General features: G+C 63.5%; 12 protein-coding genes and 3 pseudogenes. 5 read left to right on the forward strand and 10 right to left on the reverse strand.

The window, feature by feature from the left end; all coding sequences use genetic code 11:
* Positions 1-98: 98 nt before the first annotated feature.
* Positions 99-386 carry a hypothetical protein gene (locus tag B9A95_RS06900; protein WP_139806551.1) on the forward strand — a complete coding sequence of 96 codons (288 nt, stop codon included), beginning with the start codon at positions 99-101 and terminating at the stop codon, positions 384-386.
* A gap of 306 nt (positions 387-692) precedes the next feature.
* On the opposite strand, the gene B9A95_RS06905 is transcribed toward B9A95_RS06900, so the two are convergent.
* Positions 693-1,874: an aminotransferase class I/II-fold pyridoxal phosphate-dependent enzyme gene (locus tag B9A95_RS06905; RefSeq protein ID WP_084046207.1), complete on the reverse strand. Its 1,182-nt coding sequence runs from the start codon at positions 1,872-1,874 to the stop codon at positions 693-695.
* A 148-nt stretch (positions 1,875-2,022) separates the two neighbouring features.
* Between B9A95_RS06905 and B9A95_RS06910 the strand changes: the two genes are divergently transcribed.
* The gene (locus tag B9A95_RS06910) at positions 2,023-2,601 is read left to right on the forward strand and encodes a Rad52/Rad22 family DNA repair protein (RefSeq protein ID WP_084046538.1); all 579 of its coding nucleotides are present in this window, start codon (positions 2,023-2,025) and stop codon (positions 2,599-2,601) included.
* 117 nt (positions 2,602-2,718) lie between these two features.
* On the opposite strand, the gene B9A95_RS06915 is transcribed toward B9A95_RS06910, so the two are convergent.
* The 4 genes from B9A95_RS06915 to B9A95_RS06930 all read right to left on the reverse strand — a co-directional run bounded on the left by B9A95_RS06915 (position 2,719) and on the right by B9A95_RS06930 (position 5,640).
* A complete protein-coding gene (locus B9A95_RS06915) occupies positions 2,719-2,898 on the reverse strand; it encodes a hypothetical protein (protein WP_139806552.1) in 180 nt (59 codons plus the stop codon).
* Positions 2,899-3,264: 366 nt separating this feature from the next.
* Positions 3,265-3,726, reverse strand: coding sequence for a response regulator (locus tag B9A95_RS06920; protein WP_084046209.1), 462 nt, complete (start codon positions 3,724-3,726; stop codon positions 3,265-3,267).
* A gap of 613 nt (positions 3,727-4,339) precedes the next feature.
* Positions 4,340-4,582: a hypothetical protein gene (locus B9A95_RS06925; protein WP_084046210.1), complete on the reverse strand. Its 243-nt coding sequence runs from the start codon at positions 4,580-4,582 to the stop codon at positions 4,340-4,342.
* A gap of 446 nt (positions 4,583-5,028) precedes the next feature.
* On the reverse strand, positions 5,029-5,640 hold the full coding sequence (locus tag B9A95_RS06930) for a hypothetical protein (RefSeq protein WP_084046211.1): 612 nt from the start codon (positions 5,638-5,640) through the stop codon (positions 5,029-5,031).
* A 485-nt stretch (positions 5,641-6,125) separates the two neighbouring features.
* Here B9A95_RS06930 and B9A95_RS06935 point away from each other — a divergent pair.
* Positions 6,126-6,995: pseudogene (locus B9A95_RS06935) on the forward strand (IS5 family transposase).
* 4 nt (positions 6,996-6,999) lie between these two features.
* Here the strand turns inward: B9A95_RS06935 and B9A95_RS06940 are convergent.
* The 3 genes from B9A95_RS06940 to B9A95_RS06950 all read right to left on the reverse strand — a co-directional run bounded on the left by B9A95_RS06940 (position 7,000) and on the right by B9A95_RS06950 (position 10,073).
* A complete protein-coding gene (locus tag B9A95_RS06940; RefSeq protein WP_084046212.1) occupies positions 7,000-8,109 on the reverse strand; it encodes a BMP family lipoprotein in 1,110 nt (369 codons plus the stop codon).
* 758 nt (positions 8,110-8,867) lie between these two features.
* A protein-coding gene (locus tag B9A95_RS06945; protein WP_139806553.1) for an IS630 family transposase occupies positions 8,868-9,822 on the reverse strand; the annotation gives its coding sequence in 2 pieces (ribosomal slippage) (positions 8,868-9,470 and positions 9,472-9,822; 954 coding nt in all).
* A complete protein-coding gene (locus tag B9A95_RS06950; RefSeq protein ID WP_084046213.1) occupies positions 9,819-10,073 on the reverse strand; it encodes a hypothetical protein in 255 nt (84 codons plus the stop codon). The genes B9A95_RS06945 and B9A95_RS06950 overlap by 4 nt, the downstream gene beginning before the upstream one ends.
* Before the next feature lie 808 nt (positions 10,074-10,881).
* Between B9A95_RS06950 and B9A95_RS35105 the strand changes: the two are divergent.
* Positions 10,882-11,177, forward strand: a pseudogene (locus B9A95_RS35105) (IS630-like element ISDds8 family transposase); the annotation flags it as partial.
* 1,571 nt (positions 11,178-12,748) lie between these two features.
* Here B9A95_RS35105 and B9A95_RS06960 read toward each other — a convergent pair.
* A pseudogene (locus B9A95_RS06960) lies at positions 12,749-13,529 on the reverse strand (IS982 family transposase).
* A 796-nt stretch (positions 13,530-14,325) separates the two neighbouring features.
* On the opposite strand from B9A95_RS06960, the gene B9A95_RS33380 reads away from it, so the two are divergent.
* On the forward strand, positions 14,326-14,487 hold the full coding sequence (locus B9A95_RS33380) for a hypothetical protein (protein ID WP_170928489.1): 162 nt from the start codon (positions 14,326-14,328) through the stop codon (positions 14,485-14,487).
* Positions 14,488-14,897: 410 nt separating this feature from the next.
* On the opposite strand, the gene B9A95_RS06965 is transcribed toward B9A95_RS33380, so the two are convergent.
* Positions 14,898-16,694 carry a putative bifunctional diguanylate cyclase/phosphodiesterase gene (locus tag B9A95_RS06965; RefSeq protein ID WP_084046215.1) on the reverse strand — a complete coding sequence of 599 codons (1,797 nt, stop codon included), beginning with the start codon at positions 16,692-16,694 and terminating at the stop codon, positions 14,898-14,900.
* Positions 16,695-17,038 lie beyond the last annotated feature (344 nt).

Below are 17,038 nucleotides of genomic sequence, written 5' to 3' on the forward strand. Positions count from 1 at the left end.
ATTCTGGGATGTGGCCCCGGGGAGGCTGAACCGTCCCACCCGGGCAGCTTCCCGCTGCCCAGCGTGACAACAGGATGAAAATTTGTTAAAACTCTTGCGTGCCACAACTTAACCCACGGCTCAACCACGCCTTGCGGTCATTGGGAGAATGCGCCGTTGCGCTCACCATGCTGGCCTTCGGTACAGTGCTGATCCAGGCCGCCCTGATGTCCTCGCACCTGCGTGAACACCGCCTCGCCGGCTTCCAGCTGGCGCTGTCGGCCGCCAGCGTCCTGATCGCCTGGGGTGCCGGCCGGCGGCTCGCTGCCTGCTGGCAACCAGAACAACCCGAAGCCTGGGTTATCGCGCCGCCCACCGTCTCCCTGTCCTGGGACGACGCCGCATAAGCCCTGCCCCCGCAGCAGGGCGAGGCGTGGTGGGACTCTGGCTGGGTGCCCAGCACCGCGGCGTTGCTCGAAAAGGACCGGGCGCCTTACTGGGCGTGGTTCTCAATCCGGACACCCTGAAGGGCTTTCGTTGCGCCCCGCTTACCGGTACCGAGCAGGAGGCGGACGCCGACTGGACCCCCGGGCGCGGCCCGCCGCGTCACCAACGCGGCTTCCTCACGCCGCCCCGCCGTTCGGGAGGATCCACCAGGCGCCGTCCACGAACAGGTGCAGCGAGGGCCGGACGCAGGGATCAGGGCGCAGGGATCAGGGCGCAGGGGGCTGCCGGGCCGACCGCACCTGCGGGGAAACGGCTGCGAGCCTGCGGGCCGCCTCGGTGAGCACCTCCGGCGGCTGCACGAGGGCGAAGCGGACAAAGCCCTCGCCCGCTGGTCCGAAGGCCCGGCCAGGGCTGACGGCCACGCCCGTCTCTTCGGCGGCCCGCAGGGCGTACTCCACACTGTCGGTCAGCCCCGGTACCCGCGCCCAGACGTACATGCTGCCCTGGGGCCAGTCCACCGCCCATCCCAGGGCGCGCAGGGCAGGCACAAGTGCGTCGCGCCGGGCTTCAAACACCCGCGCGGCCACACGGTTCCGTTCCTCCGGCAGGCCGAGGGCCACCTCCGCCGCCCGCTGAATCCCCAGGTAGGGGTGAAAGTCCACCGCTCCCTTTACGCGCGCAAGGGCCGCGATCGCTCCCCGGTCGCCGGCGGCGAATCCCACGCGAAACCCCCCCATATGGTGCGTTTTGGAGAGCGAGTGCAGCTCCACCACGCCGTTCACGCCCGCCTCCATGGCGCTGGGCGCGCGGTAGTCACCGAAGGTCAGCTCGGCGTAGGGGTGATCATGGATGAGCAGCGTTCCCCGCCCGCGGCACCAGCGGGCGGCCTCCCGAAAAAAGGCCGCGGTCGCCACCGCTGAGGTGGGGTTGTTGGGGTAATTCAGCAGCAGGGCGCGGGGCCGCACGCCCTCAGGCACCGCCCCCAGGTCCGGCAGAAAGCCGAGTTCCGGCCGCAGGGGCAGCGGGAAGGTCTGGAGGCCCGCCACCGCCGCCGCGCCCCGGTACGGCGGATAGCAGGGGTCGGGCAGCAGCAGCACGTCGCCGGGATCCGTCACAGCGAGAAGCAGGTGTGCGAGGCCCTCCTGCGCGCCGATAAGGGGCAGCAGCTCGGCGTTCTCGTCCAGCTCCAGCGCAAAGCGCCGGCGCAGGTACAGGGCTGCCGCCGCCCGCAGGGGCCAGGTGTCGCTGAACAGGGGATAGCGGGAGGTGGCGGGATCCCGCGTGGCTGCCCGCAACGCCTCCATCGCCTCCTCCGGCGGCGGTTGATCGCTCGACCCGATGCTGAGGTCGATGACCGCCCGGCCTGCCGCCCGCGCCCGCTGTTTCGCCGCGTCCATCAGCGCGAACACGCTGCCCGGCACCGCCGCCGCCCGTTTTGAAGCCCACATGGACCGCAGGTTAGAGCATCGGGTGGCGGGGAGGCGGCCGGCAAGCGGTGCCGGCCGCCTCCCTGCACTTCGTTCTTCCTGACCTGTCGTGGGTTGGGGTGTTCGCTAGCCTGCGCGCGTGCCCTCCTCCGAACGGCTGTCCCCCGAACTGCTGTACCCCCAATTGAAAGGGCAGCTCGCCGCGCCCTTTCCCTCGGCCCGGGTGTGCTGGAAACCGCAGGCCTTCAGCCGGGACCGCTCCTCGGCGCTGATGGTGGCGTTTATCGACGCGCGGACGGTGATGGAGCGGCTCGACGCGGTGTGTCCCGGCGGGTGGACCTTCGATGTGAAGCTCTTTCCCGGCACCCCGCCCACCGCGCGGGGTCGCCTGACCGTGCTGGGGCTGACACGCAGCGACGTGGGCGAGGCGGGCGAGGGCGAAGCGGGGACCCTCAAGGCGGCGGCGAGCGACGCCCTGAAGCGCTGTGCGGTGCATTTCGGGGTGGGCCGCTACCTGTATGACCTGCCCCGCTGCTGGGTGGCCTGGGACGAGGACCGCCGCGCCCCGGCTGAGCCGCCCACCCTGCCTGAGTGGGCCCGGCCCGAGGACGAGCGGAGCGCCGGAGCCCCGCACGTCATCGGCGCGCTGGAGACGTTGCGGGCCGGGTTACCGGGCGACGTGGCGAAGCTGCGTGAGGTCTACCGTCATCTGCGTGCGGCGCTGGACGTCCTGGAGCGCACGGAATGAGGCGGGAAAGCTCCCGCCTCTGCATCCCGGCGGCGCCAGATTCCCGCGCGTGGGGACCGGGGGCGCCGAGGCATACCCGACCTGAACGCCGCTGTTGTGCGGAGCTGTGGACAGCGGTCATTTCCCGGCGCCTTGCTGCCCCGCCTGGAAACCCTGGCGCTCCGCATCCACGCCGGCCAGCACCAGAAGAGTGGACGCGGCAACGATGCCGCCTGGCCAGCGCGAACGCCATTCCAGCGGCTGACCTGCCGCTGCCCGGCGCACGCGCTGCAAAGCAGCGAGCAGGGCGGCCGTCAACGCCTGCGGGTGAGCCCACACCCACGCCGTCCAGACCACCGAACGCGAACACCCTGGTCCTTGCGCCCTTCTCCTCGCCTGCCAACTCCCTCCGTTTGAAACGTGATCTCAGCGCCGTGTTCAAAAAGAAGACTTCTTTCTGACCGGGCCCGGCGAGCGAACCTGAATGCGCATGCGGAGACTGGGGAGCCGTAAGGGATGCTCTTCCGCGCGCGGCGTCATTCGAACAGAGGCGCTCGTGGGTCATTTGCCACGGGTGTAGGCATGCAGACCCCAGGAGGATGAGAGAGCGGAAACCCGTCCTGGTTGAGATTCCCGTCGGTGTCCGCGAGCTCGGGAGACCACTCACCTCTGGCAAGTGTCCCACTAGTCGGTGTTCTTCCGCTCCTGGGACTGTGGGGGATTGTCCCTCAGCTCCCGGTGGTCAAACTCAACCGCCTGCCAGTACTTCAGAAAGTTATCGATCTGACGCACGAACTCCTCGAAACTGGCTGACTTCACCAGGTAGGAACTGGCGTGCAGGGTATACGCTTTGCGAACGTCTCCCTTGCTCCTGGAGGTGGAGAGCATCACGACCGGGATTCGGCTCAGCCGAGGGTCCTTTTTTAGGGTTTCCAGGACTTCAAAGCCATTCATGCCAGGCATGTTGACGTCCAGGAGGACGACATCCGGCTCAAACCGCTGGCGCGCCAGCAGGTCCAGCGCTTCTCTTCCCGTACTCACGCAGGTCAGGACGCACTCCGGACAGAGGTGGTCGAAGGCCTCTTGCGCAAGGAGTTGATCGTGCGGGCTGTCATCGATCAGCAGGTAGTGAAAAGGAAGGGCCACGAGAACAGTTTAAATGTTCTGTGTTGGCTGGACGGAGATCAGCGGCGGAGCGCCCGTTGCCGTGTTAAACAGCTCAAATCTGCCCTCGTCCCCTTGTTGTGACGGTTGTCCTGAAGTTCGGAGACGTCGCCCGGGGGATGGGATCCGCCCACCTCCTGGCGGCCGACGAGGCGCGCCACCCCAAAGGGGCGGCACGTTTCCCGAATGGATGAGCGGAGGGGGGAGGGACCGGAGGACGCGCAGGCCCCTGAGGCTGCCGAAGAGGAACTGCGCGGGGAGGGCTGCGCCGATGAGGATATCGGCGGCACCCTGCTGGGCGCCGGTTTTCACGACGAGGGAAGCGGGCTGGCCGGAAAGGGTACCGGCGAGAAGGGAAACGGTCCGGGACATGCATGTGTCTTCGCCTTGAGTGCCGCTGGACAGGCCCTGTTGGCGCACCTTCTCAGGGTCTGGGCCCGGGAGGACGGCCGGCGAACGCCAGACGCTGGGAGGCCACAGCGCCCTCCCAGCGTCTGGCGTTCCCTCTCCCCCACCCTGACCTTCCACCCCTCAAACTCGCCCTCCCGCTCCGGCGGGGGCTTTTGTTGTGACGAGGCGCGGTGGGTCAGCGCCATCAGTGCAGCTGCTGCACCAGGGCCTCCAGGGCGCTCTGCACCTGTGCGGGCGACACACCGCTCCCGAACTGCTCAAGCACAACGACGTTGCGCACCTCACCCTCCTGCGCGTCCGGCACCGGCATCTTGATGCTGAGGTACGCGTAGATCACTGGCGTCTCCAGCGTTGTACTCAGATCGAGGTACTGAATGACGTCCACGTTGATGTACCGTCCCCACACATCCTTGACGAACTTTGCCATTCTGACAGCGTAGCCCAGGGGTGGTCTGGGCACGGAACATCAGGCCTTCACCGCGGCAGGAACCGGAGGTTTGGGAGAGCAGGGCGCCACGCGAAACAAGGCGCGTGAAGTTCGTCATCCCTGACCAACCTCACGGGTGTGACGGCTGGGTCGTCCCAGGACGAAATGGCCCAGACCGAGCAAGACACATTTGCGCGGCGGCCAGGGTGAGTGGGCAGAGCGGCTCCGTTCCAAGTCGGGCGCAGCGAGGTGGGTGTTCTCCCGCGGCCTGGGGCGCCCCGGAAGGTGCCGGTCTGTGTGCGAAGTGCGCTGCGGTGTCCTCCACGCAAGGCCCTTCCAGCCAGCACCACGCGGCCGCATTCACAGTCGTTCGTCCGTCGTCTGTCTTGGGCGGAGGTGAGGTGCGCCGCGGCCCGCCAGGGGGCGTGACAGCCGGCGCGCCCGGCCTACGTCCACAGCGGGGCCGAGGTCTCCGGAACTGTGGCGCCACGCTGGTACCGCACGACCTCGTGGTGACGGCTCCCATTGGCCAGCCACGCTCCAGGGGCGTCCAGCGCCGCGCTCGCCGTTCCCGCCTCTGCGCCAAACCAATGGGTCAACCGGTGGACCTGCGCTGGAGGAGTTTCACGGGGCAGAACCAGTCGGGCGGCGTTTACCTGCGGCTGCACGTGCAGGGCCAGTCCGTTCCAGAACGCTGCATTTTGCCGCAAGACCTCGCCCACCCGGCGGGTCGTGGCCAGAACGTCAATCAGATGTGCGGTGTCGGTGAGCGCTCCCGGAGCGACGGTGCTGTTCCAGGCCGCGTTCACGTTCAGGTGAACGCTGACCGTTTTCCGCTGTTCCAAGCTGAGTGCCCGCGCGAAACCGAGCGCCTCCTCCCGGGAGGCGTAGGGCAGCCGCACCTCCACGGTCCGGGTGTCCAGCTTGACCTGGAGGTGTCTGGAAGCGTCAAGACCGAACGTGCGGCGCACCAGCGCCGTGGCCGGGGCTGCCTGGCCCTGCGTGATGAGGGGCAAGCAAACCAAATGCAAGGTCTTGACGGGAAGGGAGGCAAACATGGGGAGGGCGCCCTCAGAATATCAGGGCCGCCTTTCTGTCCCATGACGCGGGGGGAACGCCGCTATGGGTGAGCGATCGACTGCCCCCGGAACGGGACAGAGGCGTTTGAATACGCTTTGCGGATCATGGGCTCGATTCCGGTGATTTCACGCCTCACCGTCACCGTTTTTCCTGCCCCTCTGGGGCGCCGCGCGGCGCGTCCGCTCGGGTTGGCCCGTGATTTCATCACGGAAGAGCCGGAATCCTATTCACGCTGCGGAAGGCGGGCGCTGACCTGCGGCCCCCCTCTTGCAGTGTTTTTAGTACTACAGTTGCAGTTGCTCCAGGAACCTGCTGTTCAAGGGCTTTCTGTCACCAGTCACCTCCCGAGAATTCCCGTGTTTTAGAGACGGAATCGCCAACTGCAACTGTAGTATTAGAGCCTATCCGGAAGATATTGATCTACTGAAGGGCAGTGACGACGACGCAACCGCACCAAGATCAGATCAATGACCAGAACACGCTCTGGGAGGTATCGGATGAGCTCTGGCTGCGTCTGGCCCCTGTGCTGGTGATCAACAAACCCAGGAAAAAGAGCGGGCGTCCCACGCGCGACGCCCGCTCAATCTTCAACGGGCTGATTTGGTTGGCCCGAACCGGCAGTCAGTGGAGCCAGTTGCCCCGCCGGTACGGTCCGAAGTCGACCGTCCATGAGCGGTTCTGTGCCTGGGTGGAACACGATTGCTTCCGCACGGCGTGGGCGATGGTGCTCGAAGAGTACGACCAGGAACTCGGCACCCTGTGGGAATGGCAAGCCGCCGACGGGAGCATGCTCAAGGCCCCATTGGGGAAAAGGGGGGCACTGGTGCCCCCGAAGCTACGGGCAGCAATCCCACCGACCGAGGAAAGGCGGGATGTAAACGCACCCTCCTCACGGACGCCAAAGGTATTCCGCTCTCGGTCGTGCTGTGTGGTGCCAATCGCCATGACAGCACGATGCTCACCGAGGCCCTCGATGCTGTCGTCGTTGCTGTTCCTGCTCTCCTGTAGAGCAGGAACAGCGCCATCTCCTGCTGGACCGTGGGTACGACACGCAGGCGTGTCGTCAACTGGCCATGGATGAAGCTTTGGTCGCGCACATCCCCAAGACATCGGCGGCCGCTCAGCCCATTCCTGCTCCTGGTGATCCACAACGACACCCACCTCCGAGGTGGGTGTCGTTGTGGGCCACAGTTGGTTTAACCGTTTCCGTCGCATCCAGACACGTTGGGAGAAGCGGCAAGACCTCTATCTGGGCTTTGTCGAATTGACCGCTTGCCTCATCATCTGGCGCAAACTCGCCCCCGTTGCTCGTCTCAAAACATCTTCCGGATAGGCTCTTACTTGGCGGGGACCTTGATGGTCCCGCCGATCACGAGTTTCTCGACCGTTTCCAGGTTCTTCTTCATCGCTTCGGGAATCAGGGCCTGGTTGTACTTGTCCACCGCGAGGTCAATGCCGCCGTTGCTGAGCCCGAAGGAGCGGTCGCCCGCACGCCAGGGCCGCCCCTCGGCGACTTCCTTCACGATGGAGTACACCGCGTTGTCCACGCGCTTCAAGACCGAGGTCAGGCCGTGGTTGAGCGTCGCCGGATTCTTGTCGAAGTCCCCCAGTCCGTTCTGGTTCGTGTCGACCCCGATGAAGAAGGTGGGGCGCGCGTCGCCAGCGCAAGCCTTCTGATCTCCCGCACTCCTGGGTACGCTGGCGAAGTTGTTGGACGTGAACCGCACGCCTTCTGGAAGGCCGCTCGCCCTCAGGCATGGCTGCGCCTTGACCTGCTCGATTAGCCCGTACCCGCTGGCACCCGCCGCCGCGTAGATGATGTCCACCCCGCTCTTCATCATGCCGGCCGCAATCAGCTGGGCTTTTTTCGGATTGTTGAAGCCCTGCGTGTCGTTGTCGACGTAGCTGACCGTCACCTTGCAGGCGGGGCAGGCGAACTTCACGCCCGCCTGAAACCCGGCTTTGAAGCGGTTGATGACCGGAATGTCCAGTCCTCCGATGAAGCCGATGCGGCCCGTCGCACTCTGTTTGCCCGCCAGCCAACCCGCCAGGAAGCTGCCCTCGTGCTCGCGGAAGCGCAGGCCCACCGTGTTCTCCCCTTTGGGCAGATCGTCCACCGTCACGAAGTGGGCGTCCGGGTTGCTGGCGGCCGTGCCAGTGATGGCCCCATTGTTGGCAAAACCAACGCCGACGACCAGGTTCGCGCCTTTCTTGGCGAGGCCGTCAATCCCTTTGCCCACCTCTTCGAGCGTTTTCGGCTCGTAGGTCTGAATGCTGCCGCCCACTTCAGCGATCGCGCGTTTGGCCCCTTCGAACGCGCCCTGGTTGAAGCCCTGATCGTTCCGGCCTCCGAGGTCGAAGGCCAGACCCACTGTGAACGACGCGGCGTGGGCGGAGCCCAGAAGCAGCGAAATGAGGACAAGCCTTGAAGCGTTCTTCTTGAGCATGGTGTCAGGTCCTTTGTTCAGATTCCCGGCTGGGAGCAAGAGGGCGTTTACCCGTGTAGGCATCGTCACGCGCGGCGGCCAGAGGCCTTCAGAAGGCACCTTTTGTAAAAGCGGCCTGATCAATGTCGACCGGTGCGGTCGTCGTCTGGCCCGCCACGTGGCAGCCGAAGGCCGGCAAGGAGCACGCAGGAGTGGGATAGAGTGCCTGAAAAAGGGCCTGGAGTCGGCGTAGAGGAAAAGTGGGATGGCTATGGACCCAGGCACGCTGGAGAAGTGCCCCCGCCTCCCGCTCTAAGTCACGGGATAGAAGCCTGTTGGAATAATAGTGCGAAATGCGCACAAATTTGTCACCACGTTGCGTTCCCACGGAGAAAATAGCCAGAAGAAGAGCCCATCCTGGTATTTTGACCGGAATATTTTCAATGCCTACCGCGATGGCCGTGCTCGTGGTGGGCAGCCACCGCACCCGCCTGATACTCCGGTGACGGCCAAGAACGTGATGGATGGAGGCCTTGTTTCCAGGGTCAGCGCGAAACGGAAAGCGTGGGAACCCACTGTGTTCTTCGCCAGCACTGTTGAACTCAACGGCGTACCGATCACGGGAGATCCCCCGCCTTACAAGGTCGCCCCAGCGCCCTGAAGGAGAGCGTCGGCGGCTAAGCAGGAGGGCAAGGCGAGGGGGAGGCCCAAGACGCTATACCCTGGACCTCTCCTCGGCTTGTGCCTCCACGTCCAGCTTGCGACGTCTAGAGCATTTGTCATAAAGACGCCGAAGGGTAGGCATGCCGGAACCAGGCAGTAATGTCCTGCGCGCGAACCGCCTGCAAAGCAGTTCCAAGAGTAGAGATGAGACCGTCGATGTTTCGACAAGCCTTTGCTCTTACGACGGCTTTGATCTTGGAGAACCTCAGTTCAATGGGACCCAAGTCGGGACTATAGGGCGGAAGGAACAAGAGCTGACACCCCTGTGCCTCAATAATCACGCGAACAGAGGCTCGATGATGAGAGGACAGATTGTCCATGACAACGACCTGTCCTGGCTGTAAGGCAGGACAGAGCAGGTGGCGGACGTACCATTCGAACGCTGAACCATTGACCGCCCCAGTCAGGACGAACGGGACCATGGGTCCCGTAAGTTGTCGGGCGCAAATCAACGTCTGATTGCGTCCGTGATCCCTGGGAACATGGCCCTGAGCGCGCTCAGAACGGTGAGCACGGGCGTACCCACGTGTCATTGCTGTATGAAAACCACGCTCGTCCAGGAAGACCAATTGTTCCGGATGCGTGAGATAGGGAGCCAGATCATTTAGAAACTGCCGTCTGTGCTCTTCACTTCGTTCGCTCGCGACCAGCGTTTTTTTTATGGGTGATGTGGTGCTTGCGAAACACCCGGTCCACTGTTTTAAAACTGACCTTTAATCCTGTCGCTTCTTCGAGCATGCGAGCATGCTCGACCAAGGTCGCGTCCCGATGCGTTTCGAGTTGCTTCAACAGTTGCTGTTCGTGGAGGAGGGTGACACGTGGAGGACGTCCAGAAGACCGACCCACTTCGTGGAGTGTTCCCAAGCGCTGCTTTTCCAGATATGTATCAACGGTTTCGACGCGCATTCGGTACAACCGGGCGACTTCTTGCCGGCTCTGTCCGCCTTCTACCGCCGCCACCACTCGTTCTCGCAAATCCAGACTGTATCCTCGACCCCCGACTGGCTTCATTCCTTTATTATGACAAATGCTCTAAAGGGGAGAAAGAATTTGACCAGCGCCCAGGGGGCCACCACATCTTTTAGGGAGAACCCGGCGACGAGTAAGAGGAGGGACGCTGCAAACCATAGCGTCAATACCCCGCGACTCAGCGCCCAGGCGGCGGCCTTCGGCCAGTGTACGCCCCGGTACACCACCGCAAGCTGGGGTTGACTGGGATTGATATACACCTGCTGTACTGGGTGGGAAATCCAGTTTTTCACGTCTGCTCCACAGTCCTTTTGATAGACCCCCAGGGTCCATCCGGCACCGTAGGGAGAAGCGGTGCCCGAACGTGTTTTGGGATGGAGCGTGGGACCGCGAGCGTTGCTTCCGCCACTTGCCGCGAGGTGATTGTGTCCCCGATAACGGTATGTCAGTGCAAGGGCCGAAGAGTCACCGGTATTCGAACGCCCACACGAACTTCCAGCCGCTTTGATAACCCGTGCCTGGATGGGGATCCAATTCCTCGTCCTCAGATCAGCAGGAAGACCAAGGATCCAAACCAGGAGGGAAATAGCACCAGCCACAACAGAGACCAGACCCAACACACCTGACACAACGCCAACCAGAACCTGTACAGGCCCAGCTCCGTGCTGATCTTCGGGACGAATTGTTGGATCATGAGATTCAGGGGTGATGCCCCCGCTTTCGTCACGCACTTCAAGTGGGGGTGTGGACGGTTCAGGCGGAGCAAGGAGGAGGCGGTCTCCTGAAGCCAGCAGGCCCACGCAGGTGAGCGAAGCGCAGAACACGCTGAGCCAGACCATGCTGTGGCCCAGGCTCCAGGCTGCCCCCATCGCTCCAACTCCAGTCACTCCGCCCCACACCAGGCCCCGCTTCCAGCGCATGCCTGGAGTCTGCATCCTCGGAACGGGGTCTACAAGCCCTCTGAGGAGCCAGCCACTTTCGTCACAAACCGGTAGCTCTATCCGGATGAAATACTGCCTTTTCCTCTGACCTGGAGCGTTTGTCATAATAAGGGCCTGAAACCAGTCGGGAGCGAGGGTACAGCCTGGATCTGCGGGAACGCGTGGCGGCATGACGCGTAAAAAAACGCTGGTCGCGTGCGAACGAAGTGAAGAGAGGCGACGGCGGTTTCTCAATGACCTGGCTCCGCAGCTTACGCATCCGGAACAACTGGTCTTCTCGGACGAAAGTGGCCTAAACACGGCCACGACACGCGAATACGCGCGTGCTCCCAGCGTAACCAGACACTGATCTGTGCCCTACAGCTCACGGGACCGGTGGTCCCGTTCGTCTCGGCTCGGGCTGTCAACGGTTCACCGTACGAGGGGTACATCTGCCACTTGCGCTGTCCTGCCTTATAACCGGGCCGGACCGTTGCCACGGACCTGGGGTGGCGCAGAGTCCTGCGGCGCCCGCAGTCACCTGGACCCTGAGTGGGGTTGCCCGCGCTTCAACGGTCTCGGCAATCGCCCGGGAGCGGCTGCTCGGCCTGTTTGCACGGGGGGCGAACTTCACAGGGCCTACCCCCTACCCGGCCAAAGGGAGACCCACCAGCGGGCGGGGCGCTGGCGAGAAAGAAGCGTTATTCACGCTGCGGAAAGGGGACGCTCCCCACCCCACAGGCCCATTCCGGGAATAGGGCGGTCGTGGAGGGCCAAGGGGAAACCCCATTCGTCGCTACACCCCCAGTTCGTTCAGGATGAAGCGCCGGAGACGAAGTACGTGGAAGTCTGGGAGGACGTGATTGGGCGCGTCTACCCCTTGGACTGCCCCGTGCAGGAGGGCGCGCGCCCTGGCGGGTTCACCATTGGGCTTAACGCGCCGCTCCTGACGTCCCTGCTCCCGCCGGGAATCTGAAACCTCCCATAAGGCTGGGGCCTGAGCGGGGGAAGGGCCAGCGAGGTCAGGCGGCGCGAGTCATGTCCAGCAAGCAGGTCAAGGCGTACCGGATCCCGAAGGCTTCTGTGACCTGCGCGCGGTGAGGCGAGGGCGGCCGAAAGGTGCTCGATCAGAGACAGGGCGATGGGAAGAAGTAGTCGTCTCGCGAAATCTCCGGAAAAGCGAGGCGTGGATCAACTCGGAAACGCGCGAACTCCAACGGGCTTCCCCAGAAGAAGGAGGCGAAAAGATTATGAGCAATAAAAATGAATTATAGTCTGATGAGGCCACATAAAACTGTTAACGTTTCAAAGGCAAGAGTTACATAATTCTTCTGTATTCGACGGTATTCTTTCTTCCTTGTGAAACGCCTCATTGCCCTTGTGTCTGCCCTCCTGGCAACGAATAGCCAGAGTGTGACCTTCTCCCTGAACAGGGTCAGTTACTACAACGCTATTCGAAGTCAAACAGACAGTACGCCTCACATTTCCGCCTGTGGGCCAACAAAGAAGGGGCAGCTGGCCCTCAGCCGTGATCTGCTGCGCCAGGTTGGATGCGGGGCGCGTGTCCGCTTGACCGTTCATGGAAGAAGTACAGTTTATGTCGTGAACGACACGATGCACCAACGGTACAAGAAAACCGCTGACGTTTTAGTGGGAAAACTAAGTACCGCCCGGAAGCTGGGCGTAACCAGAGGAGTATTGACTATACTTAATAAAGGGCGTCCATATCAAGGATAGATGGCCACTCCAGTCGGTTCGGAGTGACCATAGGGGAAGGCGGGTCATGTATATGAGCTCCATTGCTGCCCGGCACGAATTCTGACTTGACATTGAGTTGTAACAATTTGCGAAATATTTCTCTCGGCCAATCACCTTTGAATACCCTTCCCCATAAGAAATTTCCGGCCATAAGGGCAATCCATTGTCCAAATCACGCTGTGAGTGGAAGGGCAGCCCTCACGGTTCCATTCTCCCTAATGCGCATTCAAGTTTGCCCGCTGGGCTCCGTAAAAATGAATTACCGCGAATAGGGGTTGACAGGGTGGCGATCAGCCACTGAGGTCAATGAATTTCAGGTTGTGCGCCAGGACGCCCAGCGCGACCTTCAATCGCAGACTGAGGTAGGTCTTGTCCCCAGCGCAGCCCTGCACCCACAAGGACGGAGAAGGCAGATTCGATGCACTTCCTCGCGGCCCCATATTCTTCCTTCCAGCGCGGATCAACCTGCTTGGCGTTCACTTTGGGAGGCGTCAGGCATGTTCCTGACGGGTACCCCTTATCCCCAATCTGTTTTGGTGCGCCGTAGGCGACCCAATCCAGGTTCATGTGGCACAGCACGGTGAAATCATGTTCATTCGCGGGATAAATGTCGTATTTCACGATCTTGCCATTGAGAGCGCTCCAGGCATGCAATTTGAAGCCATACACGGGTCCAGCGGTGCTGAATCCGTGACGAGCCCCACGAAATTTGCACCGAGGTGCGCGTTTGAACGTCGAGACGGGCAGGGGCTCGGAATCGACCACCACGAAGTCCAGACCCTGGACTTCGGTTGCGAGCCGCTCAACGACTGGGGTCAGTCGAGCCAGTCGAATGCGGGCCTGGGCTTCGGATGGAAAGTGCGGGAAGTGGTTGAGCTTGAGAAACCGCCACCACCGGCTGAAGTACGGCACCTTATGGAGCTTTTGAAGCAGAGCGACCGCGAGCAGTTGAGCGTCTGACATTTTCTCGTGTGGGTGAAGCAATTTCGCTGGGATGTGTGACGCGATCCAGTGGGTGAGGCGCGTCACTGCGGCTTGAAGCGGTAGGAAAGTCAGATCGAGAGGGCTCATGAGCCCTCTCCCTAGCGCCCTTCGGGCCGCCCTTGTCAACCCCTATTCGCGGTGAATTCCTCTTTTTGACAAATTCTCTAAAACCACCAACCGGGTGGACTTCCCTTGCTCGCAGGTATGGAAGCGCCAACGCAGCCGAAGTGGTCAGCGAGAAATTCGGCAGCCAGGCGCTGATCGGGCCGTCTTGCCCTTTGCCGGGTTTGGTCTGAACGCGGACATGGTCCTGGCCGTGCCCCTTGGGTTGAGCACCCGAACGGCCAGGCGAACGCGTTCAGTGGCCCCTTCCCGGTAGAGCGGCACCCGCAGCACCGAAGCCTCTTCCGCGGAGCACCGCGGCTGCCGGGCGGCGGTCCTTGTTCTTGACCATGACCCAAGCCGTGATCGTGCGTACACCCACCGGGTACGCCGCCTGCCCGCTGCTGACCGTAGGGCAGTCCCCTGTGCGGGTGTCTCCGCGGAACGCGTGCCCTTCCGGCGCTCCGGCGCTCAGGGTGTCTGCCCAGGGGGCGGAGTCTGGGCCGTTCGTTTGGGCCGTTCGGGTGGGCTCCTGGGAAAGGGCGCGGTTCAGGAGACCGCGCAAGCGCAGGGCAGACGGTTGACCGACGTCGGTGACCTCACCTCTGGCTCCTCACCGCCCCCTCGTTTGACTTCCTGCGGCTTGTCTCGGAGGCGCGCGGCCACCGCGCCCCTGCTCTCACTCGTCTCATTGCGAAATTTATATCTTCATTCTGTTTCTGGCGATCAGAAACGGATCAGACTCGGAACGTGACGTTCAATGGTTGCAAGGAGCTGACAGATGACGACCACCCACCGTGCTCCCAGTCAGATGACAGAACAGGAATGGCAGGCCTTTGTGGCCGAGGCCCGCCAGAGGCTCGCCGAGTGGCAACGGAGACGCCGGGGACAGCTTGAACTCCACCCAGCGCTCACCGCCCCGTCCGCGAAGGCCTGCGCCTAAAAGTCCGGTTTCACGGCCCAGGCCCCCAAGCACGGCTGCACCTTCATTTGGCTGCAAACCGCGTGTTGGCGGTCGGAAAACAACGTAACTCCTGGGTGCTTGGCGTGGCGACGCTCCCAACGGTGGGTTCGCGGCGACGAGCGGCCCGAGGGACAGGCCTCTGCGAGCGCAGGGGGCGTCCTGGCCCGTTACCTCAAGGGGCGAAAGCGCGCTCGTCCCACGTTATAGGGATGCGGGTTCGTCCGTGATGAAATCACGGACGAACCCGCGCGGGCGTGCAACGCTGCGCAGCAGAGCGGCTGATCCCCAAACGGTTTCCGCGCGTGTGGTGAGCGGCCAGGACGGTCCTCTCGGTGATGGCGTCTCCCGCCGCTACGCGGCTGCCGGGCCAGGCAGGGCCGCTCCACCCTTCAGCTTCCGCCCAGAAACAGTTTTTCAACCTCCCTGGGGGGCAGGGGGCGTGCAAAGAGAAACCCCTGGGCCAGGTCGCACCCGAGACCTTTGAGCGTGGCGCGCTGCGCCTCGGTCTCCACCCCTTCGCCCACCACGGGAATTCCCAGGCTATGCCCGAGGGTGATGACGGTCGACGCCAGGGCCAGCGCCTTGGGTACCGTCGGGACGCCCCGCGTGAAGGAGCGGTCCACCTTCAGCTGGTGAACGTCAAGGTGTTGCAACTGACTGAGGTTGGAAAACTGGGTCCCGAAATCATCCAGCGCGGTGCGCACACCCAGCTCGCACAGTTGCTGCGTCAACTTGGGAGCGGCGCTGAGCTCTGAGAGCAGGGCGCTTTCCGTCACCTCCAGGAGCAGGCGTTCGGGTGGGCAGCCCGTTTCACGCAGCGTGCGCCGCACCATGTCCAGAAAGCCAGCGCTTTCCCACTGCCGGGCAGAGACATTGATGGACAGGTCCCAGACGGGCGCACCGGCGTTGAGCCACGCCACGAGTTGCGTGCAGGCTTCCCGCAGGGTCCACTCGCCCAGGGCCACGATCAAGCCGCTCTCTTCCGCGACCGGGATGAAGTCTTCCGGACGGGCCCAGCTTCCGTCAGCGCGCGGCCAGCGGACCAGGGCCTCAAAGCCCACCACCTTGCCCGTCCGCAAGTTCACCTGGGGCTGGTAGTGCAGCCGCAGCTGCCCCCGCTCCAGCGCAGAGCGCAGCTGGCCTTGCAGCCGGAGTTTGGCCTGGGCCGCCTCCGACATCGCCTCACTGTAGAAGCAATACCGCAGGTGCGGTGACGCCTTTGCGCTGTACATGGCCGTGTCCGCGGCCAGAAGCAGGGCGGCGGCGTCCACACCGTCGTGGGGGTACAGGCTGATCCCAAGGCTCGCGCGCGTCCGGACGGCCTGTTGGGCAAGTGCGAAGGGCCTGTCAAACGCTTCCAGAAGTTTTGTCGCCACCTGCATGGCCGCGAGCGGCTCCCGCAACTCGGGAAGCAGAATCGCGAACTCGTCTCCGCCGAAGCGCGCCACGGTGTCTTCCGAGCGCACCACCTCGCACAGGCGCTCGCCCACAGCCTTGAGGAGCCCGTCTCCCACGGCGTGCCCGAGGGAGTCATTGATGCGTTTGAAGCCGTTCAGGTCCAGCATCATGACGGCGGCCGGATGACCGAGTCGCTCCGCCTGACGCAGCGCCTGCTCCGCGCGGTCAAAGAAGCGCAGGCGGTTGGGAAGACCGGTGAGGGCGTCGTGGTGCGCGAGGTAGGCGCTGCGTTCCTGGGCTTCCCGCCAATGGAGGGCGGTCAGGCGGAGTTCGAGCTCATCCATGACCACGGCCGCCAGGTCCATCAAGAGGCCGAGCTCCTCTGAGGTGAAGGTGCGCACCTCCAGGTCGAACACGGCAAATGCGCCAATCCGCTGCCCATCCGGGGTGATGAGCGGCGCACCCGCGTAGGCACGGGCGTGTTCGGCGGTAAGCATCCGGTCCTTCTGGAAGCGGGGATCGGCCTGAATATCCGGAACGGTGAAGGCGCCACTGCTTTCGATGGCCCATCCACAGCAGGCGTCCTCGCGGCGAAGTCCCTGCAAATGCGTGCCTACGCTGGATTTGAACCATGTGGAATGCGCCGCCACGAGGTTGATGATGACGATAGGGACGCCGAGAACGCTTTGCCCCATACGGGCGAGGCGGTCGAGGGCCTCATCCGGCGGCGAACCGAGCACCTCGTAGCGGTAGAGCGCAGCCAATCGTTGGTGCTCGGCGTCCGACATGCTTCCTTATACTGGGTCTATTCACGTCCGTGGTGAACAAGCACCTCGGGGCTTGCCCATGAAGCTCCGCCTTGAAGACGCCGCGGGGCGCGCCCCACGGCGTCTGCCCCTGCCCTGGGAGACCGGTCACCCCCGCGCCGCTGCCCGGACGTCCTCCACAAACCCACTGGAACAGTGTAAAATATATACGAGACTGCACCACAGAACGTCTTCCCCGCCTTCCCCCCTGCGTGCACCGCTTCTGCCCTCCTTGGCCCAGAGCTTCCCTGGCCGCCGGCTCCGCGGCGGACAGAACCTGGTTCGCAGCGCGCCCGTTAGGGGGCGGACCACCTGCCGAATTGGGC

Source organism: Deinococcus hopiensis KR-140 (assembly GCF_900176165.1).
Classification (GTDB): domain Bacteria; phylum Deinococcota; class Deinococci; order Deinococcales; family Deinococcaceae; genus Deinococcus; species Deinococcus hopiensis.

Bases quoted from the DNA above. Each gene is read 5' to 3' on its own strand.
- B9A95_RS33380 (WP_170928489.1), top strand. From the start codon at position 14,326: ATGACGACCACCCACCGTGCTCCCAGTCAGATGACAGAACAGGAATGG.
- B9A95_RS06905 (WP_084046207.1), bottom strand. From the start codon at position 1,874: ATGTGGGCTTCAAAACGGGCGGCGGCGGTGCCGGGCAGCGTGTTCGCG.
- B9A95_RS06940 (WP_084046212.1), bottom strand. From the start codon at position 8,109: ATGCTCAAGAAGAACGCTTCAAGGCTTGTCCTCATTTCGCTGCTTCTG.
- B9A95_RS06965 (WP_084046215.1), bottom strand. From the start codon at position 16,694: ATGTCGGACGCCGAGCACCAACGATTGGCTGCGCTCTACCGCTACGAG.
- B9A95_RS06925 (WP_084046210.1), bottom strand. From the start codon at position 4,582: ATGGCAAAGTTCGTCAAGGATGTGTGGGGACGGTACATCAACGTGGAC.
- B9A95_RS06930 (WP_084046211.1), bottom strand. From the start codon at position 5,640: ATGTTTGCCTCCCTTCCCGTCAAGACCTTGCATTTGGTTTGCTTGCCC.